16 protein-coding genes are annotated in these 23,143 nt (G+C 38.7%); 14 read left to right on the top strand and 2 right to left on the bottom strand.

Translation table 11 applies throughout. From position 1 onward, the window contains the following. Positions 1-31: 31 nt before the first annotated feature. Entirely contained in the window at positions 32-1,318 is a 1,287-nt protein-coding gene (locus tag V7659_RS07150) for a helix-turn-helix domain-containing protein (protein WP_335452794.1), read from the bottom strand. A 403-nt stretch (positions 1,319-1,721) separates the two neighbouring features. Here V7659_RS07150 and V7659_RS07145 point away from each other — a divergent pair, with 403 nt between their 5' ends. After that, positions 1,722-2,663 carry a hypothetical protein gene (locus tag V7659_RS07145; protein ID WP_335452791.1) on the top strand — a complete coding sequence of 314 codons (942 nt, stop codon included), beginning with the start codon at positions 1,722-1,724 and terminating at the stop codon, positions 2,661-2,663. A gap of 103 nt (positions 2,664-2,766) precedes the next feature. On the opposite strand, the gene V7659_RS07140 is transcribed toward V7659_RS07145, so the two are convergent. Continuing rightward, entirely contained in the window at positions 2,767-3,642 is an 876-nt protein-coding gene (locus V7659_RS07140) for a processed acidic surface protein (RefSeq protein WP_335452788.1), read from the bottom strand. A gap of 226 nt (positions 3,643-3,868) precedes the next feature. Here V7659_RS07140 and V7659_RS07135 point away from each other — a divergent pair, with 226 nt between their 5' ends. The 13 genes from V7659_RS07135 to V7659_RS07080 all read left to right on the top strand — a co-directional run bounded on the left by V7659_RS07135 (position 3,869) and on the right by V7659_RS07080 (position 22,933). Next, positions 3,869-4,321: a MarR family winged helix-turn-helix transcriptional regulator gene (locus V7659_RS07135; protein ID WP_335452831.1), complete on the top strand. Its 453-nt coding sequence runs from the start codon at positions 3,869-3,871 to the stop codon at positions 4,319-4,321. Between the two features lie 313 nt (positions 4,322-4,634). Then, on the top strand, positions 4,635-6,053 hold the full coding sequence (locus tag V7659_RS07130; protein WP_420491243.1) for a DHA2 family efflux MFS transporter permease subunit: 1,419 nt from the start codon (positions 4,635-4,637) through the stop codon (positions 6,051-6,053). Between the two features lie 425 nt (positions 6,054-6,478). Next, positions 6,479-6,553 (top strand): YjcZ family sporulation protein, encoded by a 75-nt coding sequence (locus tag V7659_RS32070; protein WP_420491242.1) that lies wholly within the window; start codon positions 6,479-6,481, stop codon positions 6,551-6,553. 81 nt (positions 6,554-6,634) lie between these two features. Continuing rightward, a complete protein-coding gene (locus V7659_RS07125; protein WP_335539045.1) occupies positions 6,635-7,861 on the top strand; it encodes a glycosyltransferase family 2 protein in 1,227 nt (408 codons plus the stop codon). Positions 7,862-8,703: 842 nt separating this feature from the next. Beyond that, complete coding sequence (locus V7659_RS07120; RefSeq protein WP_335452782.1) at positions 8,704-9,993, top strand: ABC transporter substrate-binding protein; 1,290 nt, start codon at positions 8,704-8,706, stop codon at positions 9,991-9,993. A 126-nt stretch (positions 9,994-10,119) separates the two neighbouring features. Next, the gene (locus V7659_RS07115; RefSeq protein ID WP_335452779.1) at positions 10,120-11,055 is read left to right on the top strand and encodes a carbohydrate ABC transporter permease; all 936 of its coding nucleotides are present in this window, start codon (positions 10,120-10,122) and stop codon (positions 11,053-11,055) included. Positions 11,056-11,067: 12 nt separating this feature from the next. After that, positions 11,068-11,952: a carbohydrate ABC transporter permease gene (locus tag V7659_RS07110; RefSeq protein WP_335452776.1), complete on the top strand. Its 885-nt coding sequence runs from the start codon at positions 11,068-11,070 to the stop codon at positions 11,950-11,952. 71 nt (positions 11,953-12,023) lie between these two features. After that, positions 12,024-12,653 carry a YesL family protein gene (locus V7659_RS07105; RefSeq protein ID WP_335452773.1) on the top strand — a complete coding sequence of 210 codons (630 nt, stop codon included), beginning with the start codon at positions 12,024-12,026 and terminating at the stop codon, positions 12,651-12,653. Beyond that, the gene (locus tag V7659_RS07100; protein WP_335452770.1) at positions 12,650-14,380 is read left to right on the top strand and encodes a heparinase II/III domain-containing protein; all 1,731 of its coding nucleotides are present in this window, start codon (positions 12,650-12,652) and stop codon (positions 14,378-14,380) included. The genes V7659_RS07105 and V7659_RS07100 overlap by 4 nt, the downstream gene beginning before the upstream one ends. After that, complete coding sequence (locus V7659_RS07095) at positions 14,367-16,190, top strand: DUF2264 domain-containing protein (protein ID WP_335452767.1); 1,824 nt, start codon at positions 14,367-14,369, stop codon at positions 16,188-16,190. The genes V7659_RS07100 and V7659_RS07095 overlap by 14 nt, the downstream gene beginning before the upstream one ends. 202 nt (positions 16,191-16,392) lie before the next feature. Then, a complete protein-coding gene (gene kduI, locus V7659_RS07090; protein ID WP_335452764.1) occupies positions 16,393-17,223 on the top strand; it encodes a 5-dehydro-4-deoxy-D-glucuronate isomerase in 831 nt (276 codons plus the stop codon). A gap of 18 nt (positions 17,224-17,241) precedes the next feature. Continuing rightward, complete coding sequence (gene kduD, locus V7659_RS07085) at positions 17,242-18,024, top strand: 2-dehydro-3-deoxy-D-gluconate 5-dehydrogenase KduD (RefSeq protein ID WP_335539043.1); 783 nt, start codon at positions 17,242-17,244, stop codon at positions 18,022-18,024. Positions 18,025-18,148: 124 nt separating this feature from the next. Then, positions 18,149-22,933, top strand: a complete 4,785-nt coding sequence (locus tag V7659_RS07080; RefSeq protein WP_335452758.1) for an OmpL47-type beta-barrel domain-containing protein — start codon at positions 18,149-18,151, stop codon at positions 22,931-22,933. Positions 22,934-23,143: the final 210 nt, after the last annotated feature.

Here is a 23,143-nt window from a genome sequence, read left to right as displayed (position 1 = left end):
GACAATTGCGGCGGGCAATTGTCGTGTCAATCTATCGTACATTCGCATTTTTTAATTCAACGGGTGACCCAATATGGAACAATTGATTCTTCAGGTGCTGGTTGGCGATATGAAGATAATGATTGGCCGAAGCGTAATCCTGTTTTTCTTCATAGTAAGCAGCAATGAGCTGGAGATATTTACTTCCGCGATCTGTGGACAGATGATTTTCAATAATGGACAGTCCCTGGTTGATTAAATAGGTAATCAAAGCTTTTTGGGAACCAGCTGCCTCCAAATAAAGAATTTTTAACTCAATATAACGTGGGGATTTTTGATCTTGAATCGACTCTAATGCCCCTTTTAAAATTTCCAACGCTTTTTCGTTTTGACCATCCGCAATCAATGCCTCTGCCAGAGAGGAAATTGTAATATAGGAAGAAGCTGAGTTTTTCTCTTTGTAATGAAGCGCTTGAAAGTAGTAGTCTAGTGATTCTTCGATTTTTCCTTGTCGGTAATGCAAAAAACCAAGATTATGTAAGGAAAGCTCTTTTGTTTCTTTATCCGGAAGGATGTCCGTATCATTTAAAATTTGCTCCAGTATTTCTTTGCCTTTTTCAAATTCACCGATATTGATAAAATTCACGGCTAGAATCATTTTGACATAAACAATCCGCAAAAAGTTGTTGGTATTTTGAAAAACTCGCAAGGCTTTATAGGCGTAATGGATCGATAAAGAATAGTGGCATAAATGGCCGTGCAAGGCGGCCCGAAAATAATAGTATTCCGTAATCTTGGTTTCATATTGCTCTGCCTGCTCTTCGACACGTGAAAGATAGAGGAAAGCTTGCGGAAATTGTTCCACTTTTCCATAATAAATGCCCTGAAGAAGATCCCATACATACTCTTCAAAGAGAGAAAACTTTGACACATAGCGATGAATGCCTGCCGAAGACTTTTCAAAGGTTGAAAAGTCATTCAATAGCAAAAAAAAGCGCAGCTTATATAACTCGTATAAATAAACCATGTCCGTACAGTGGATATATTCTTTTTCTTGCAGTAATTCTTTATATAGAATGGTTGCTTTCTCTTGGTGGTGCCTTTCCATCGTCTCGTAAAATATATCTAGCTTCTGTCGTAGTTTTTGGCTATTTTTGATTTCAACTTCTAGTGAAATCTGCAATCTGTCACATAACATTTGCAGTGTTTTCGGATTGGCTTCCTTTACATTGTTTTCAATTTTACTTAAGTGTGTCACCGAGCAAATGCCATGGCAAAGCTGTTCCTGGGTCTTATTCTGCTTCCTGCGGTGATAATAAATCACTTTTCCAACCGACATAAATCGACCCCACTCTCCTACAATTGAACTCTCTCTCTATAATTATATTTATCCTTGTGCTAAATGAAATAGGCTATGAGATGCGAATTCACCATTGGAATCGTCGAGTTATGGTAGTTTAAGTGACCGTGAAGGGGGAAAAAGGGGAAGGAGGGTAACATAGAGAGGTTCTATGTAACCGTAAAGCAGGAGAAAGGAAGAGTACGGTAACGTAGCGAGGTTCTATGTAACCTTGAAGCGGGAAAAACGAAAAGTACGGTAACGTAGCGAGGTTCTATGTGACCGTGAAGCAGGAAAAATGAAAAGTTCCGTCAGATAAACAACCGAACGGGTTCCACCACATCTGAAAAAAGGGGAATCGAAAAAAGGAGCGAATTTTTAAGGGAAGGAAAGAGGTGAAACCATGCTAAAGAAAACCATAAAACACCAAGTAGAGCTAACCTATGATTTTGAAGGTGACCTTAACGGATATACCATTATTGACTCCTCTATTGGACCAAGGGGTGAAATTTGTATACTTGCGGTGAATAAAGTGCCTGAATATATAGATGGGATGTTCCCGCCAGTACAAACAGCGGATCGGCATGAATATAAAGCTATCATCCTCAACAAAGGGCACAAAAAAGAAGTAATCCTAAAGAACCAAAAATGGAATTACCATTATATTCAACCCATGGACAATGATCAGATTGTGTTGGTTTGTGCGCGTTCGCATTTATATGAAAATGGGGATTTTGATCGAAATGCTAGAGTTTTTGATATGAGTGGAAACCAAGTAAGTGCATTCCTGCTTGGAGATGGGATTCAAAACTTGTATGTCACACAAGGGAACAACATCTGGACTTCTTATTTCGATGAAGGTATTTTCGGAAACAATGGCTGGAACCAACCGATTGGAAGCTATGGACTTAGAGCATGGGATTCCGACGGTAACGAACAGTATAAGTATCCAAATATAGACCCCCACTTCATTAGTGACTGTTATGCGCTTAATGTGGTGTCTGATGAGGAAGTATGGTTTTATTACTATACTGATTTTGAGTTAGCAAGGTATTACAAAGGCAATATTGATTATTTTAAACCCAATGTAGAGGGTTCAGATGGCTTTATCGTGTATGAAGATTACGTTCTGTTTAGGGGAGGGTATAGCAAACATGATAAGTATATCCTATATAAGATGCTTCATGGTAACAGATTTGCAAGAAAGGCCTCCATAACACTAATCGATGAAGAGAAAAAAACGATTCAAGCTGATTCTATTAGCTGCAGAGGATCACTTCTTTTACTTATGAAAGGGAAAAAGGCTTATTTGGCAGATTTGAAAAAAGTTGTAAGTGAATTCTAAAAGATGACTATTTGCACTGTTCTTAAAGCACGCAAATAGTAAAAAATGAAAATAAAGCCGTTCTCACTTTAAATGAGAAAGGCTTTATTTTCATTCTAAATAATTATTTTAAACCCTTTCGAGCATCTTCATATTTCTCTTCATGCATATGGTCTACATAATCATCTGAAATCTCACCTAAATGAATCATGTCTTCCCCATCTACAATAGCTTCCATCGATTCAAAATACTCTCTAGGGATGTTAAAATCGATGAGTAGTTCCCCTGAAGTACTATAGACACTGCCAGATAAAGTACCTGGAGGTTCTTTCATTTTTAGTAAATCCTTTAAAGTTACAGCCTTACCATCGGCTTTAAAGTTCACTTTAACTTCATACAGTGCAATGGTTTGTTCTAATAATCGAACCATCTCATCAAGATCTTCATCGCTTAGTTGGGAAGGATCTTCTACCGTCATTAAATTTTCCCACAATGTATCGTTTGTTGCCATTTGGTCTAGTTGGTCTTTATTTTTTTCTTCCACTGCTGCTAAATAGTTGAAAAGTCTTTCTACTTCTGACTCCGTTATGCCCATATCCGATATTGCTTTTTCAACGTCCGCCATATCTTTATCGGCTTCAATATAAAATTCAACAGTCGAATCCAAATCGTTGATGAACTTATATTTATTTACGGAGTCTCCAAAATGATCCATTAGAGTATTTAATTCTTTTTCAGTTAATTTATATTTTGTTAACAATCCCTGAAAATTATTCGGGTTAATCGGGGGACCCAGGAGCTCTTTTAGGCTTAGCATTGTATATTCATCTAAAGGGATTTCGTAGTAATCAATATACTCCAGGAATTCTTGTTTCGTCCATCCTATTTCGGCTATATATTGGTTTATCTCATTTTCAGACGGAGCTGCTTGTGCAGAGGGAACACTGAACAAAAATGAAAATGTTAGCAAGCCTATTAGCATAGCTTTTAGATAGACCATTAGTACCCTCCTTTTATTTGGTGCATTAATAATTTCCCCTTTTTGAACCATATTAGAAATGCAAATAATTTCTAAATAATCGTCGAAGATATTCCATACATTTTTCTAAAATACTGGGTATCAACTGATTTCTTTGAACAATAATAAAATTGAAGTTAATTAAGCGATTCATAGTAAACCAAATTGACAACCAATCCCTGTTTTTGTATAGTAGGTGGCGAAGATGATGATTGGAGTGAATCGTTTGATTTCGAACTCTGAATTACAACATTTAGACCTTATCGACCTACTAAGTGAACGCCATAGTTTGGTCCGGAAAATCGCGGAGAAAGCATGGAACGACCAAAGTGAGATTTATATTTCCAATTCCGAATGGTATATCATGGCTAGGATTTATAAAAAACAGCCTAGCATTTCCTATGTGACAAAAAATGTAGAAATTTCTCGTCAGGCGATCCATAAGTTTATTCAAAAGCTTTCTGAAAAAGGATTAGTTGAAATCAAAAATGTTGAAAACAACAAAAAAGAAAAGTGTATACAGTTAACCGCTTTAGGCGAAGAATGCTACGAAAAAAATTCCGCCCTTAAAGCTCAGCTTGAAAATAAAATTGCAGAAAAAATAGGGATGGAGCAAGTAACTATGCTGAAAGACCTGTTAAAATTAGATTGGGAAATTTAAAAGCCGATGGAAGCAAAAAACCCCTGCTTTGTTCAAATAAATGAACGAAGCGGGGGTTTTTCTTTTGGGCGAATTTGTTCACTCCCCAATATATGACTGTCAACTAAGTTGATAATAACATCGAAAAAATAATTCGTCAACTAGGTTGACATTATGAAAAAATTTCTGATATAGTTAGCAGGCTGGTAGTAACAGGGGGTGTACTACTGATAGGTACCATGTGCTGATCATCAATCGATTTCAGCAAGTAGGTAAGAAACAAAGGGTAAACGAAATTTTAAATTAAAGGAGTTTTTAATAAGTGAGTCTACAAATGAATACAGCTCAAAGTATCCATGCAGATGCAATGGTGAGAAAACAAATTAAAACGGGTCCGATTATGGCTGCTCTTTTTGTGGCAGGCTTTGTCGGACTTTTTAGTGAAACAGCCTTAAATATTGCCTTAGGAGACTTAAGTCAAATATTTAGTGTGAATGCAACGACGATCGGCTGGTTAGCGACAGGATATTTCTTAACATTAGGTATTTTAGTACCGGTAACCGGTATTTTGATGCAAAAATTTACCACCCGTCAAATGTTTATGACGTCTATCTCACTATCCCTGATCGGGACCATTTTAGCCGCAGTTGCACCTGTATTTAGTCTGTTATTGGCGGCACGTGTGATCCAGGCAGCGGGGTTAGCGATTGCTCTACCGTTAACGCAAAATGTTATTTTCACCATCTTCCCTCCCAATAAACGAGGCGGCGCAATGGGAGTTATGGGCTTAGTTATGTTAGCTGGACCAGCCTTAGGTCCAACCATTGCCGGGCTTATTTTAGATACATTATCATGGCATTGGATTTTCTGGGTTACCTTACCGTTTTTATTGTTCTCTCTTATGTTCGGGATCTTCTATTTACCAAATGTTAATGAGGTTCGTAAGGTTTCAATTGATGCCGTGTCGGTTGTTCTTTCGACGATTGGATTCGGTGGGGTTGTCTATGGATTCAGTGTTTCTGGTGATGCCGGTTGGACGAGTACAACTGTCCTTGGATCAATCATCATTGGATTTGCTGCACTGATTATTTTTGCAATCCGTCAGACAAAAATGGAGGCGCCGATGCTAAATCTAATAGCATTCAAGTACCCTCTATTCGTTCTAGGTGTCTTTATGACATTCATTACGTTCTTTAATATGTTGTCCATGCTCGTTATCTTACCGATGTATATGCAAATGGCGCTGCTCATTGCTGCTTTTACAACGGGCCTTATCCTGCTGCCGGGCAGCTTGCTGAATTGTATATTAGCTCCAACGATTGGCCGCTTATTTGATAAATATGGTCCGAAAGCAGTCATTACACCTGGGACTATTTTAGTCGCGATTGGTTATGTATTCTATTCACAATTTGGGTCAGACACGGCTATATGGATGATCGTGGTCACACATATTGTCATGATGTTAGGGATCGGAGCGGTGCTTGCTTCTGTACAAACGAACACGCTTAATTCGCTTCCGAAACAATACTATCCTGATGGAATTGCAATTACTCAAACACTTCAACAAGTTGCTGGAGCTATCGGTATTGCGGTATTGGTATCAATTTATTCAGCCAAACAGGCTAGTCATATAGCTGTTGTGAATGAACCGGCACAAGCGGCTGCAGCGGGATCATCCCTCGTGTTTACGATTAGTTTAATATTAGCAGTGATTAATGTTGTATTGTCGCTATTTATCAAAAAGCCTAATTAAATAACTTGAAATATTAACGAAAAGATAGAAAAAGTTAACAATAGTAGGATACTAAAAAAATCTTAGGCTTCCATCACAGAGATGGAGCCTTTTTTAGTTACTATTTCGGAAGGATGGCTGCTTGATTTACTAGCTTGGAGATTTTATCAGCCGGTTGTGGAAGTTTATCAGCCACTTTTTCATTTTATCAGCCACTTTTCGGATATATCGGCCGCTTTTAAAATATATCGGCAACTTTCAGCCATTTATCTGCCACTTCCCACAACACCACAGAAATGGTCCTCCGAGTTTGTGTGCAGCAAGCTAATATTTTTTTTATGTTAAGTAAATGTAAAGTTTTGTTCTTGTCCAATTCGAGGTTTATTGTTCTGACATACGATGTACTATCTCTCAAGTAAGGTGGTGATATACGATATCAGATAGATATGGTGTTAATTTTGCTCATCGTGGTGCTTTTCATCCTATTAATTAATGTCGGTATATCTTTCGTTAAATACTAGTAATAAAAAAATGGAACAATTCAAGCCGAACCGCCTTAATTGTTCGAAACTATAGGCTCACAAGGAGGAAAAAGTGAAAACATGGAAATTGAAGTGACGATCATCATGCCTTCATATAACCGCTATCCCCTTAATCTGCTTAGTCTTTATGCGTTGGAGAAACAGTGCTTTGATTTATCCAAAATGGAAGTGATATTGATTGATGATGCCTCTACCGACCAGACCCCCAAAATTAAAGAATACTGTCCTCCCTACCATTTTCAATATATTCGTAATCGTACTAATGTTGGAGTTGCTGCTTCAAGAAATATCGGACTTAGGCATGCGAGGGGAGAGATTATTATCATTTTGGATGCAGAAACCATCGTTTCCCCTAACTATGTTACCCTTAACCGCGAGCATCATCTAACTCACGATAAATCCGTTGTTATTGCAGGAAGCAAGCGGGGGCGCATTTATTCTTTTTTATCCCCGGATTTTACTGATAATCAAATCAACGCGATTTATAAGTGGAGCGAGAAAAATTCTCTCTTCAATCAACGCCTTAAAGAGGGGATATCGCAAGAACAGACACTTAGTAGCTTAACGAATCATATCAGGCTTTTAGAAGAACCCCAACAAGTGGTTAAGAGAGAGGATATTGACGATATAAAAAATTTATGCTCGATTGTAAAATACAGAAGTTATGCTCATCATTTATTAAAATACCTTAGGGAACATTCATATAACAGCCCATTGCGTTGGATGGCTTGCTTAGGTTTTCTATCTATTAAAAGAAGTTTTATGGTGCAAGTCGGCGGCTATGAGGAGAATTTTAAAGGATGGGGACCCGAGGATGCTGAGTTTGCCTATAGATTATATAAGGCAAATGCTAATTTTATTATCGAAGATGATTTAGGAACCTATCATCAAGAACATCCGCCGTCGAAAACGAAGGAGGAGGATATGAACTTAAATCGACTGTTGTTTCAACAAAAGCATCCGGTTCTTGATGTATCCATTAGAGCTCTACACTCTATTCATCCGACGGATTATGGACTCATGGAAAAGATTATATTAGAACATCAATCCCTTACTGCAAGTTTTCCTTATGAGTTTCATGAATTTAACCAAGCAATCATAACATTACTTCTTCAAATTCGTATAAATATTGCAGAAAACCGTCCCCCTGTTAACCTAGTTCAAAATACCGGGTTCGGCGACGACATGATTGCATTGGAACGTATCCTAATCGAGAGAGATCAAATACAATCCTATGGTAAATACAATCATCTTGTATGGTTGTTCGATAAACTGAGGACGATCTAAAAGGATAGGATTGTAGAGAGCTTTCCTTTCTTATTGAACTAATGAGTACGAGAGTTACAGGTCCGGCTGTCATTATTGGCGGCTTTTTCTGATCTTGGTCAACTAACTGGTGAGATGGCTTAATTAGATTAATAAGTATTTATGTAATTAGTTTAAAAACAAGATGATAAAAAAAAGACTGTAATGCGCAGTCTTATCATTAAGAACATTCATCGCAGCAATAAACATTATGACCATTTAAATTCTTTTCTATATAAATGAAATAAGGTTCATCTTGGTCAATTGGAAGTCCGCAGTGTACACAAAAAATGTGGTCTTCACAAGGTTGATTGCATTGTTGGTCCAACCTATCACCTCCTAAATAGATATTGATTTTAGTTTGATTAATAAAAATTAAGAGCAGCAGTTCAAACTAAGGATTGTCCTAAACTTCCACGTGTTAGAGTTTGATTTTAGTAATATTTTAATATTAATTTATGCGAAAAATAGAGAAAGGAATTTACGAATTTACTAGTTTTTTTATTTTTTTATTACCGGTGTGCAGATTCGAGGTCTCCTTTTTCTGGCTCTCGAACCGCCCCCGTGGCTTCTCTTTAAAAGGAACTTTGTCTATTCCCAGGATTGGGAAAGACAAAGTTCCTTTTTTGCATAAAAGTCAAAATATTCATATAACCGGTAAAATTAGTCTTATAGTATGGACAAGATAATTTGATAATCTTTAACTTGTAAAGGCTTTCAGTAATTAATCCTTAAAAAGGAGTTGATCAGTTTAGCTCAGACAAATGATTTAGCTATTAGTGCAGCACTGTTACAAAGTAAATGAATAAAAAAAGTGGGGGTAAATGATGAAAAAGAATCTCGCCTTAATATTAATGTTCATTCTTATTCTTAGTAGCGTAATGGTGGGGTGCAGTTCTGATAAAACAGCATCCAAGGAAACGAAGGATGGAAAAACTACCCTGAAAGTCACGGTATGGAACTATGATACGACACCTGAATTTAAAGCATTATTTGAAGCCTATGAAAAAGCAAATCCAAATGTAAAAATCGAGCCAGTTGATATTGAAGCAGCACAATATGATCAAAAATTAACAACCATGTTAGCTGGTAATGATGATTCAGATATCTTAACGATGAAAAACCTGATTGGCTATTCTAACTATGCTTACCGCGGTCAACTAAAAGACATGACTGAATACGCAAAGAGTTTAGATGGAGAGAAATATCTAGGAACATTGGATTATATGAAAGATGATCAAGGAAAAATTTTTGCCTTACCATATCGGAATGACTTTTGGGTACTTTATTACAACAAAAAACTATTTGACCAAGCAGGTGTAAAATATCCTGAGAATTTAACCTGGGATGAGTATAAGGAAACAGCAAAGAAATTAACTTCTGGCTCTGGTGATACAAAAGTATATGGTGCCTATAACCATGTATGGAGATCTATTACTAATGCTACTGCAGCGGCTCAAGAAGTAGGTAAGCCCGATGCAATCATTAAAGGAGACTATAGCTTCTTAGCCAATATGTATAAAGTTTTCAGAGGGATGCAGGATGATAAGAGTGTACTAGATTATGGAACAGCTAAATCAACGAACACTACTTATGCATCACAATTTGAAACAGAAAAAGCGGCGATGCTACCAATGGGTACTTGGTATATGGCTGGTGTTCTTAATTCCAAAAACGCTGGTAAAACAAATGTGGATTGGGCGATTGCTCCGCTGCCACAAACAGCAAAGGGTGAAGTTAAATCATGGGGCTCTCCAACAGCATTCGCAGTAAATAAGAATGCTGCGCATAGTAAAGAAGCTGAAAAATTTGTTAAATGGGCTTCAGGTGAAGAAGGTGCCAAAGTTGTTGCTGGGGTTGGCGTCGTACCTGCTTATCGTACAGAGGAGATTAATAATATTTACTTTAATCTTGCCGGAATGCCAAATGATGAACTTTCTAAGAAAGCATTTAGCCCTGATTTTGTAAATATTGAAATGCCAATGAACAAAAACTCTGCTGCAATTGACCAAGTATTAAATGAAGAACATGACTTAATCATGATTGGTGAAAACAGCATTGACAAAGGAATTAAAGAAATGGGTGAACGTGTTAAATCTGAGGTTTTGAAGTAGTAGATTAACCATGGATGGGACATAAGCAAATAGGTTTATGGCAGACTAGTAAATCTTAGCTTTTGTCCCATTTTTAAATGCCTCTACTGAAAGGAGAGAACCGCCAAATAAAACGGGTGGGACAATATGAGTAATCCAAATACAAACGTGGTAGTTAATGCTCCTAAAATTAAAATTGTATCCGAAAAGAAACGGAAAAGAATAAATACATTAGTTGCTTGGTCCTTTATTACCCCCAATTTTCTTGGATTCTTTATTTTTACATTAATCCCTGTTATTGCTTCCTTCGTGATCGCTTTTATGAAATGGGATGCCTTCTCGGCCCCTGTGTTTATAGGATTAGAAAATTTTAAAACGATGATTCATGACAAGACCTTTTGGATTTCTCTCTGGAATACGGTTTACTACACCATCGGCACCGTTCCGTTGACGTTAATCTGTTCATTACTTTTAGCGATCCTACTCAATAAAAAAATCCGCGGAATCGGCACATTTCGTGCAGCCATCTTTTTCCCGTATGTTACATCGTTAGTAGCTATTGCGGTTGTATGGAATATGTTATTTCACCCAGATATGGGACTAATCAATGAATTTTTACGATGGATGGGGATTGACCATCCTCCAGGCTGGACTTCTTCGTCAAAATGGGCGATGCCAGCGATTATTATTGTCAGTGTTTGGCGTGGAATGGGCTACTATATGGTCCTTTATTTAGCTGGATTGCAGAGTATACCGAAAGAATTATACGAAGCTGCGAAAATAGATGGTGCGAATGCATGGCATGAATTTAGGCATGTAACTTTGCCAATGCTTGCTCCGACCACGTTCTTAGTATTAATTATGTTAACCATTTCTAGTTTTAAAGTATTCGATTTGATTCAAGTCATGACAATGGGTGGACCAGGCCGTGCTACCAATGTATTGGTTTACCTCATTTATAATGAAGCATTTGTTAATTATGATTTTGGTTATGCTTCTGCTATCTCGTTGGTATTATTCATTATTGTCTTAGGAATCACCATTGTTCAATTCCGAATTCAAGAAAAGAAAACGGACTATTAGGGAGGGAATACATTGGATGCAACAGCAAAAAGCCCTGTAGACGCAACAGCAAAAAGCTCTAGATTGTCTCAAAGTACGAAGAAAAAAATAGGAAATACAATCACTTATATCTTTTTACTTCTTTTGTCTCTATTGGTGTTGATTCCTTTTTTCTGGATGATTTCATCCTCATTAAAACAAGATAATCAGGTATTCAGTATCCCGATCCAATGGATACCTACTAAGCCACAATGGAATAACTTTGTGGAAATCTGGCATCAAATCCCGCTCTTAACATTCTTTAAAAATACCATCTTTTTAAGTGTGGTCGTTACCTTTATACAAGTACTGACTAGTAGTTTTGCAGCCTATGGTTTTTCGAAGATGAGATTTAAAGGGAGAAATGCACTTTTCTTAGCGTATATTGGGACGATTGCAGTACCGTGGCAAGCTTATATGATTCCACAGTTTATCATGATGCGAGAAGTGCACTTAACCGATACATTATGGTCACTGGTCCTATTACAAGCATTTAGTGCATTTGGTGTCTTCTTGATGAGACAGTTCTATATGAGTATTCCCGAAGAATTAAGCGAAGCGGCCCGTGTAGATGGATTGAACGAGTATGGCATCTACTTCAAAATCATCTTGCCACTATCTAAACCAGCTCTTACTACCCTAATCGTTTTAACCTTCGTTAATACTTGGAACGATTATATGGGGCCATTTATTTACTTAAATTCAACAGAAGTCAAAACGATTCAGTTAGGTTTACGGATGTTTGTCACTTTGTATGATGCACAATATGCACTGATTATGGCTGCATCGTTAGTATCGATTATTCCAATTACGATCATCTTCATCTTTGCTCAAAGATATATTATTGAAGGAATTGCAACGACTGGTATGAAAGGCTGATCTTAATGTTTCGAATGAACCTGTCACATTTCCAATATACTGCCGTTTTTAATTATGGATATTGGTTTTTGATGTTTAATTTGTATTTTGCCATTGCGAATATACCTTTTATTCTGGCTCTGTCAACATTACAATTTGTTCCATCAAATATGATCTATTACTTTATTACTCTGATACCAATGGGACCTGCGTTAGCCGCATTAATCACATCTCTTAATAAATTAGCGGTAGAAAAAGATATTAGTGTGACAAAAGATTATTGGCATTTCTATAAGGGGAAGTTCTCAGAGTCGATGCGTTTATGGTCGATCACCTTGGCACTGCTATTCATTTTAGCGATGGATATAGCGGTGTTTATGGATAAATCAGTATTTGCTCTCGTTTCCCCCTTATTTATCATCCTATCCATCCTTTTGTTAAATATGGTGATTTGTGGCCTAGTCATTATGACGCAAACGAAACATACATTAAAAACGCTTTTCATCTTATCATTCTATTATTCTATTAAAAAGTTTTTTATTACCTTTTTAAATACGATCTTGGCTAGCTTTTTTATCTTCATTTTATTAATAAAACCTGTTTTTGCCTTCATGTTATTACCAAGTGTCATTTTTTTCTTGATTGTGCGTAATAGTTCATTGATTTTTCGAAATGAAGGGAACATAAAAGGGAATTTTGTTAAAGGAAGTGCCGCAAATTGATAACTGTTGAGGAGTATTTCTTTAACTATAGTGTTAATAAAAATTATACGAAACCTTTCCAAAATCAAGTAGAACAACATATTGGGCAATTGACTAGTAGTGGGTCTCTCCTATTACCTAAGTTAGAAGGTTATCTGGCCTATTTAGAAAATGGAAATCGAAAACTGTTAGAGGATGTATATTTTAAGCGCAGAAGAGATGCCGCTTCTCTAGCCCTTTATTTGCAATGGGGACAGAGTGAAGAGAAATTTCAGCTGTTTGAGGAGATTCTCTTCACCATCTGTCAGGAATATAGCTGGGCATTACCGGCTCATATTCCCATGAGTGAGGATAAGACGAGATATATAGATGCCTATGAGACGGTTGATTTATTTGCAGCGGAAACAGCTCATTTCCTAGCAGAATGTACGGTTCTTTTTAAAGACAAATTACACGCGGCCTTACTTGATATCATCAAAACAGAAATTGAAAAAAGGGTATTAACTCCATTTGCCAGTAAGGAATGGAAGTTTGAGAAACTAACCAATAATTGGAGTGCCATTTGTGCCGGTTCGATTGGAATGGCAGCCTTGATCCTAGAGGAGGACCAGGAGAGACGCGGCCGCATTTTACAAAGAGTAGAAGAAGCAATGGAATGTTTTCTACAAGGGTATGGAGATGATGGCGCCTGTGTGGAAGGCATGGGCTACTGGGTTTATGGTGTTGGTTATTACACTTATTTTGCGGATATGTATGAGCAGGTTGAAGGAAAAAATTTATTTACCACTCCAAAGTGGAAGAACATTGTGACGTTTCCATTAAAAGCAATGATGCCTTCAGGAAACTATCTCCCTTTCTCGGATTCACCAGAGGAAGTAACTATTCCTTCTAGCCTGAATGCTTTCTTTTATACAAAGTTTGGTATTGTCCCTGCAAAAGAAAGGGCAGTGACGAATTTCCACTTTGATCACTGTTATCGCTGGGGGCATCTGAGCAGGATTTTGTGGTGGAGCAATGAGGAAGTAACCGATTCCTATCAAGACTTAAATGGCGAGTTTATTCTCGATGATGCTAACTGGGTAATTGTTAAACGATCCAATCTCTATTTTGCTGCAAAAGGCGGTCATAATGGTGAATCTCATAATCACAACGATTTAGGCCATTTTATTTTGGGTGATGCCAAGGGATTAATTTTTGATGATTTAGGTGCGCCGGTTTATACAGGTGATTATTTTGGTGAGAAAAGATATGAATTTGCCCATGCAAGATCGTATTATCATTCGGTTCCGTACTTAGATAAAGAGGAGCAAAGGGAAGGCTCAGACTATAAAGCTGCGATTGTAGAAATTAATCAGGAGCCGCATAAATTTTTTGTGCTATTTGATCTTCATGATGCTTATCCGAATACAAGGGCTCGTTCATTCACGCGTTCCTTCACAATATTGCCTGATGAACGGGAATTAACCATAGAGGATGTTTTTACGGAGCCAATTCCCTATGAAACCCACTTTATAACGAGGACAAAGCCGGAAATTCAATCAGGGACCATCTCTTGGAATCATGGACAATGGGCTCTCCATTTTGATAAGGAATTATTTATGGTTGAACTTGAAGAGTTAGACATAAAAAACCATTTTAATGAAAATGAAGCGGTCTACACAATCATTTTCATATCTCAGAATAACAATCACCGTGAATTTGCTTTCAAGGTAACCTGGTTGGATGGTGAAATAGATGAATCATATTGAAACGATAAAGAGAACGAGCAGAAAAGAGTTAGTAGATCTTTTAGAAAAATTGGTAGATCCATTAATCACGCATTTTGACCGTGAAGGTCCTGGCTTGAAGTTTGACACGGGTGGTACGCATTACAGTGAAACCACCCGTCAAATGGAAGCCTTATTTCGACCACTCTGGGGAATTGTTCCGATGCTTGCCGGGGGAACAGAGTATAAGGTTCTCAAAAGATATATTGCTAGACTGAAAGAAGGTATCGATCCAGACCATCCACATTATTTCGGGGAAGCACATCATTATGACCAACGTCTTGTTGAGATGGCTGTGATTGGATTAGCTTTATGCATTTGTGGAGAAAAATGGTTAAGTTACTTTAATAAAAAAGAACAAAGCCAGCTGCATGCATGGTTATATCAAATCAATGAACGGGATATTCCGCGTAATAACTGGCTCTTTTTCCGAGTTTTAGTGAACCATGGTTTTCGTCTCAATGGCTTCGCCTTTGATGAGAAGCGACTAAAAGACGACTTGGAAGCGATCGATTCCTTTTACCGTGCAGAAGGATGGTATGTAGACGGATACCCTGATCAAATAGACTATTATGTTCCTTTTGCGATCCACTTCTACGGTTTGGTTTACGCAAAAACAGCAACTGAAGATGACCCACATGCAAGAATTTTTGTAGAACGCTCCAAAGAATTCGCCCAATCGTTTGCCTGCTTCTTTGATGGACAGGGTGCTGCCGTCCCATTTGGACGGAGTATGACCTATCGTTTTGCCCAGGTAGCATTTTTTAGTGCAGCTATTTTTGCAGAAATTGAAGTCCTTCCATATTCAGAAATGAAATGGCTGGTTGTCGAACACTTAAAGCATTGGATGAAACAATCCATTTTTAGTCATGATGGTTTGCTGACAGTGGGCTATTACTATCGAAATCAAGTGTTTACGGAAGGATATAATGCGTTTGGTTCCCCTTATTGGGCATTGAAGACGTTTTTGTTATTGGGATTGCCTGAAGAACATCCATTTTGGGCCATTCCAGAAAAGTCACCAGAACTTCCTAGCAAAAAGCTAATTACTCCAGCGCGATTCTTAGTGACACGGGATCAGAACAATAGACAAGTTCAATTGTATACGGCTGGATTACATTGTGAACCACATACCCATTGTGATGCGAAATATGAAAAGTTCGTTTATTCAAGTGTGTTTGGATTTAGCGTGTCTAAAGGTCAATTGAATTTAAGGCAAGGGGCATTTGATAATACTCTTGCAGTTAGCTTAGACCCTGAAAGATACTACAAAATGCGCTATGAAAAATCGGAATATCAAGTTACAGAAGATTATTTACTAACAAACTGGCACCCTTACGCAGGGGTAAAAATTAGAAGTATTATTGTTCCATTTACGCCTTTTCATTTCCGGATCCATAGGATTGAAACAGATAAGACGATTTATCTTGCAGATGGAAGCTTTGCGCTGGGTTTTGATATAGATGGGGTTCATATGCAGAAAAAAATGGTGACTGAATCCAATCAAATGAAGGTGTCGAATGATGAACATCAGGTTGGTGTGATTGATTTTAGCCATCATTCGGAACTGGAATATGTATTTGGTGAACCGAATTCCAACATCATGAAGGATCAAACCTATATCCCAACGGCAAAGGCTAAAGTAGAAAAAGGCGAGCATCTACTCATCCATGGATTTTATGGAACGTTTGTGGATGATGCGATTCCTGCACCAAGCTGTAGGATAGAAGAAAATCAAATAATCCTATCTGTGGGATATGATGAGGTTTCCATTCCGAAGAGTTTACTATGAAGACAATTTTCTTTAGTTTTCTGAGGGGAAGTGGTCATCATCGGCTTGATGAAGACAATTTTCTTTAGTTTTCTGAGGGGAAGTGGCCATCATCGGCCTGATGAAGACAATTTTCTCTGGTTTTCCGAGGGGAAATGGTCATCATCGAACCCCGGGACAATCATGTCAACCTAAAACATCAAACAAAAAGGAGAATAAAACAATGGAAACACGTTATGCCAATCATCCGCGAGAAATTAAAAGATATACGACCGAAGAATTAAGGAATGACTTCCTTGTGGAAACCATTTTTGAACCAGGAAAGGTTCATTTAACTTATACCCATGTAGACCGGATGATTTTTGGCGGAGTTACTCCAGCCCAAAATGAATTAACGATTAAATTGGATAAAGAACTAGGCGTGAATTACTTCCTTGAACGCCGTGAACTGGGAATCATTAATATCGGTGGAGCCGGTTCTGTTGTTCTTGATGGAATTGAATATGATATGGAGCGTCGTGATGGTTTATATGTCGGGAAGGGAACAGAACAAGTATTGTTCCGCTCTAAAGATCCAAAAGATCCTGCCAAATTTTATATCAATTCTACGCCAGCCCATCATACCTATCCAACGGTAAAAATTGATATTAAAACTATTAAACCACTTGAAGCGGGAGAACCAGGGACATTAAATGAAAGAAAGATTTATCAATATGTACATCCAAATGTTTGTCAGTCCTGCCAGCTTCAAATGGGATTAACGATGTTATCCCCTGGCAGTGTGTGGAATACGATGCCTTGTCATACTCATGAACGTCGTATGGAAGTTTATTTGTATTTTGATATGGAGCCGGATACTCGTGTATTCCACTTTATGGGTCAGCCTGACGAAACTAGACATTTAGTCTTGAAGAATGAACAAGCTGCTATTTCTCCGAGCTGGTCAATCCATACAGGTACAGCAACGAGTAACTATACCTTTATCTGGGGGATGTGTGGGGAAAACATCACTTATGATGATATGGACCATATAAAGATGGAGGAATTACGATAGATTTCGGAGGGGATATCCATGGAAAATGAATTGCAGCAATTTTCATTAGATTATTTCTCATTAGCAGGTAAGGTTGCCATCGTAACCGGTGGTAATACAGGCCTGGGTCAAGGATATGCCGTCGCCCTTGCCAAAGCAGGTGCTGACCTCTTTATTACTACTCATGGCCGTAATTGGGATGAAACGAGAGAGTTAATTAAACAAGAGGGGCGACGGGTAGAATTTTTTCAGGCAGATTTATCAAATCGTGAATCCATTCATGATATTGTGCCCGCTTGCTTAAAGGCATATGGAAGAATTGATATTTTAGTAAACAACGCAGGAACGATCCGACGCGGCCCGCTTCTTGAGTATAAACAAGAGGATTGGGATGCTGTCATGGAAATTAACTTAAACTCTACTTACTTTTTAAGCCAGGAAGCCGCGAAAGTAATGGCCGAACAAAAAAGCGGCAAGATTATTAACGTGGCTTCCATGTTATCATTCCAAGGCGGAAAATTTGTCCCGCCATATACAGCAAGTAAACATGCAGTAGCAGGATTAACAAAAGCATTTGCCAATGAGTTGGCAGAATACGGTATCCAAATTAACGCGATTGCTCTAGGATATGTGGAAACGGCTAATACCGCACCAATCCGAGAAGACGAAAAACGTAAAGTGGAAATTACTTCGCGAATTCCTGCTGGCCGCTGGGCAACACCTGCAGATTTACAAGGCGTGGTTGTCTTTTTGGCAAGTAAAGCATCCGATTATATGAATGGTCATGTTTTAGCTGTCGATGGCGGCTGGTTAGCTAGATAGAAATTTAAGAATAGTAGTTTTTGTTTACTTCAAGGGTCGATTCAGCCTTTTACAAAGAATAGGTTTCTTAGATTTGTAAAAGGCTTTTACGTGTCAATATCAAATTAATTTTGGAGGTTCGCAGATGAAACGAAAAAGAAAAGTTTCTTCCATTCTAGCAACGCTCATGGTTAGTTCGAATTTGATTATTCCGTCAGGCCTTTCTGCATATGCAGAAACTGGAACAACTGCAGGGGTGTCTAATAATCTTTTACAGGATGATTTTGGGGATGGAGATTTTACTGCCAATCCTACATGGACAGTCGATTCCGGTGTTTGGCAGATTTCTGCTGACCCTGCAGATTCCACCAATAAAGTATTGAACCAGACAGATACAAGCGAGGGAATCATTAGTGCAGGCAGTTCAAAATGGACGGACTATGCTGTATCAATGCGTTTGAGGGCGCCAAGTACGGCAAACGTTTGGCCCGGGATTTTGGCACGTTTTAAGGACAAAAGTAATTATTACTATTTACAAATGCAAAAGTCTAGTTTAGTCCTAACAAAAGTAGTAAACGGGGCGAGTACCACCTTGAAAAGTGCCAATTTTACCACGAAAGAGAACACTTGGTACACTCTGAAAATGGTAGTAGCAGGAAACTCAATCCAATGTTATACCGTTACTAACGGAGTCGATACACTGGTAATGAGTGCAACAGATGATACGTTTACAAACGGCAAAATAGCGATAAGAGATAAATGGCAGCCCGTTTATGTGGATGATATTCAGGTAACTGCGATCACAGCAGCTGGAACAACGGCACCTGCTAACTTTGCGGCTGCAGTCACATCAACAACGGCACGTTTAAGCTGGAGTGCTGTCGTTGGTGCGACTGGATATAATATCTACCGAGCTAAGAGTGCTGCTGGCCCGTATGATATGGTTCAATCCAATGTGACTGGGACATCTGTTACAGATAAAGGATTAGATGCGTCAACAAACTATTATTACAAAATAGCAGCGATTGGCGAAAGCGGTCAATCGGCTTTGACTGATTCTATAAAATGTACAACAACTGAAGCGATACCTAATCCAGCTGTGCTTTCATCTGCCAATATTACAGACACGGCTGCAACACTGAGTTGGAATGGCATTAATGGGGCGGCAGGATATAATCTATATCGTTCAACTACTTCTGGAAGCGGCTATTCGCTTGTGTATGCTGGTAAAGAAGCATCCTTTACTGATACAGCACTAGTTACGGGGAAAACCTATTACTATGTTATGAGCTTTGTTGATGGGAATGAAGATGAATCGACAAAGAGTACAGAAGTAAAACTGACGACCAAGCTAGTTAAACCTGCTATTCCAACTGATTTGGCAGCCGGAACGGTAACGGCCGGTTCAGCAGTTCTTAATTGGAATCAAGTACCTGGAGCTGATACATATCAAGTGTATAGGTCTGACAGCGCTAACGGTAATTACAAGCTTATCGATGAGGTTTCTGCAAATACATTCACAGATGGCAACGTATTACCTGATACCACCTACTACTATGAAGTCTCAGCCAAAAATGGTGCAGGAGAATCAGATAAATCTTCATCTCTCAAGGTAACAACTGAGAATCTCGAAGCTACTCCAATTACTGTTGACGGGAACAAAGCAGATCAGAATCCAGCCAACACCTTTAAGGGCTTTGGGATGGTATCAGCTAATGGAACTTCGCGTCTGCTGCTTGATTACAAAGTGGAAAATCCTAAGAAATATCAGAAAATCTTAAACGAGCTTTTTAATCCAACCACAGGTGCTGGACTCAACCATATCAAAGTGGAGTTAGGTGCTGATTTAAATACCTCGACTGAGGCAACACCGGCTACGATGCGAACGGCCGATGAGAAGGCAAATGTATTACGTGGTGCGGATTGGCATCTTGTTGCGGATGCTAAAAAGATTAATCCAAACATCACGGTGGACGCACTTCGCTGGGCAGACCCTAAATGGGTGAGTGATGCGTTTAAAACTAGCACTGCTGCAGGATATCAGGCACGTTATAAATGGTACAAGAATACGATTGATGCGGTATACGACACCTATGGAGTAAAGATGGACTATATCGACCCTGATAAAAATGAAACTGGTTCACCTGATACGGCTTGGGTTAAGTATTTTTCACAGCGCCTTAAGAGTGAGACGGATGAACGCTATGATTATAGCAAAATTAAGATTGTCGCCTCCGATGAGAACGCTACGATAAAAATTGCTACATTAATGAAAAACGATGAAGAATTGCGCAATGCAGTCGATGTGATTAGCATGCACTATAATGCCTATGGAACCGCTGACAGTATTCTGATGAATAAGACATATCATAAGGAAGTTTGGTACAGCGAGGGAACGGCTCCGATGACATTCTCAGAATATCGGGTGAATTCTTCGACTCCTGCAGGTGGCTTGGGTGGGACCAACGGTATCCTTGATACGGCAAACCATTTGATTAACATGTTTTATTCATCCGAGAGCAAAAGTGCCTATATGACCCGTTATGAATTTCAACCAGCTATCGGTTCATTTTACGACGGCGGACAGTATTCGTCTAAAGAACTAATTCATGCTGACAGCCCTTGGTCTGGCTATTCTTATTCCGATTCAGGAGTTCAGATGGTTCGTCATTTTATGAACTTTGCTGAGACGGGCTGGAAGTATATTCTTGGTGCAAGTTTTGGAGATGGGAGCGGCGCCAACTCCATCAGTAATACGACCAACAATTACCTGACTCTTGCCGATCCTGACACGGATGATTATTCGATGATTTTCACCAACGATAGTTCAGTACCGCGTAAATACAGCGTTACGGTGAAAAATCTAGATAAAGCAGGAAGCAGCCTTAAAGTCTGGGAAACCAAAGGTCCGGATTATGGACAAGCTTACGATGCTAACTGGATGAAACATATAGATGATATTACACCTAAAGAAAATGGTGACGGAAGCTATACGTTTACCTATATTGTAAAACCTAATTCTATTGTTACGTTGACAACAACTAGCGGTCAAAAAGAGTATAAACGTGATGCTGACCAAGATGAGAAAAATGATAAGGTTTTACCATTGCCATATACAGACGATTTTGAGTATAAGGATGAAAAATATACTTCATATAAAGATGAGTCGGTCTTAAACAACAGTGACCAAGGATATCTTGAAAGCCGTGGATATACACCACGTTACACCACTGATATCGGCGGGGCTTTTGAAGTTAATACCGATCCTGACAATAACACGTTGATGGCGCAAATTGATCAAAGCACACATGCCAGCGGGGAATGGAATCCTAAGCCAGGTAATGATACAGTGCTTGGTGATGATCGTTGGTCCAATTACCAAGTCAGTATCGATTTCCTACTTGATACCGCAACTGAGGGCACAGGTGCTAACTATGCAGGAATCGCTGCACGCAATCTGATTACTAGTGGCGGAGAAAATCCGGGCTATATTTTTAAGGTGTTTAAGGATGATTCCTACCAGCTGCTTAAAGGCGGCACTGTGAAATTATCTGGAACAATTAATGGTTTCGACAACTCTAAATGGCATAATGGGTCTCTCAAAGTTGTCGATAATACAATCACAGCTTACGTTGACGGCACCAAGATTGCAGACTTTACAGATACAACAAGTCAGTATATGTCTGGTAAAATTGGGATTACTAGCGGATATTATCATACTCAGTTTGACAACCTTAAGGTAGTTCCGATTGAGGGATCTTCCGCTTATGTTAATCGTGTGGACGATTTGGATTCTCATGTTCAGTATCAAGGAACATGGAGCCATAATGTCTCCACAGGCTATGGCAATTTTAACCGAACCAATTCTGTTAGTTCACCAGGCGGTATCATGAACTATACGTTTACCGGAACTGGGGTCAATCTAGTGGGTAACACTGGGACATCCAAGATTAAGGTATTGATTGATGGTCAGGCGGTAGACACAAATTATAGTGTTTCTGCTGCGGGTGATCGTGCCACTTCCTATTCTATCCAAGGTTTGAAATATGGAAAGCACACCATTCAGGTAGAGACAATTAGTGGTTCCTATACAATTGATGCAATTGAGGCAGTGGATGAATTAGTAGATCATACGAAACCGGTTACTTCAGCTAAGGTTGATGGTGAAGGGAAAAACAACTGGTACAATACAAATGTCACCGTCTCTTTAGCGGGAGAAGATAACGTGTCTGGTATTGATCGAACAGAATACAGGATAGGTGATAGTGGAGACTGGATTCTTTATAGTGAGCCGATTGTCGTCAAGCAAGATGGGACTCATACACTGCAGTATCGTTCTATTGATAAAGCAGGAAATACAGAAGAGGCAAAACAGCAGACGATAAAAATTGATAAAGCTAAACCAGACTTTGAATTGCTTGTGGACGGAAAGGTTCTTAGTGATGGGGAAAGCTTTGAGGACTATTTGCCGCTTACCTTTAAAGCATTGGATGATTTATCTGGAATTGCTTCTGCAACAATCCATATTGATGGAAAAAACTATCCTGTTGATTCTAAAACACAAAGTGTGGAAATAGATATGGCAGGTAATCCAGGAAACTTCACCGCAACTATTGCAGAAGAGGATAAGGCCGGTAATATAGTTTCAGAAGTGCCAATTACCTTTCATGTCACTACCAATATAAGTTCAATGAAGCAACTAGTAGACCGCTTTACTTCGCAAGGTGAGCTAAGTGGGCCAATGATCCCGCAGTTATCAAATGCTCTGAAACAAGCGCAGCATCAAATTGACATTGGCATGCCTGATCATGCAGTAAAGCATATTCAAGACTTTGTCGACCATTTAAATAATAAAGCATTAAGTAAATACAGCAGTGAAACTGCTAAAAAAGTATTAAATGCAGATGCAAATGATTTGATAAATAAATAGGAATATAAGAGGCAGATCCATTGTCACTAAAAGACGGCTCATTCGTTTAAGTAATGTATGAGTCGTCTTTTTTTGTCTTTAACTTTTAAAAAAGTCAAAAAAAGAGGATGATTGATCAAAAAAACGTTAAAGCGGAGAATTATGTCTATTTTATAATGAAAGGTAAAAGAGTAATAGGTTGCTTGGTGAGGATGTTGAAGGAATGATTAC

Origin of the sequence: Neobacillus drentensis, assembly GCF_036966985.1 — a bacterium.
GTDB lineage: Bacteria > Bacillota > Bacilli > Bacillales > Cytobacillaceae > Neobacillus > Neobacillus drentensis_E.
This window is presented reverse-complemented; position numbering and strand designations above follow the sequence as displayed.